The 302-nt window shown below is 36.4% G+C and carries 1 pseudogene; it reads left to right on the forward strand.

Features of this window, described 5'->3' with window-relative positions:
* Positions 1 to 21 precede the first annotated feature (21 nt).
* Positions 22 to 225 (forward strand): annotated as a pseudogene (locus BA053_RS07065) (IS66 family transposase); the annotation flags it as partial.
* Positions 226 to 302 lie beyond the last annotated feature (77 nt).

Below are 302 nucleotides of genomic sequence, written 5' to 3' on the forward strand. Positions count from 1 at the left end.
AAAATGAGATAGATCAACTATGTTTTTAGATTTACCAGACGTGCCAGGAAATTGCGAAAACGTACAAGGTATTACTTGAAGGAGATATCCTACTTACCTGAAGCAATTGGAGCTTCTCGAGTTGCGAAAAATATTTTGAAATCTGAAAGAATGATGTGGAATTTTTTAGATGACCCAGAAAACATTCCGCTGACAAACAACCATGCTGAACAGCAGATACGGCATTAGAGGTTGTCCACAAACCAGTAAATCAAGCATATTCCCTACTTAACATAACTTTACTCATAGCCAGATATATGAAA

The sequence above is a fragment of the Wolbachia endosymbiont of Nomada ferruginata genome, assembly GCF_001675785.1.
In the GTDB taxonomy this organism is placed as follows: Bacteria; Pseudomonadota; Alphaproteobacteria; order Rickettsiales; family Anaplasmataceae; genus Wolbachia; species Wolbachia pipientis.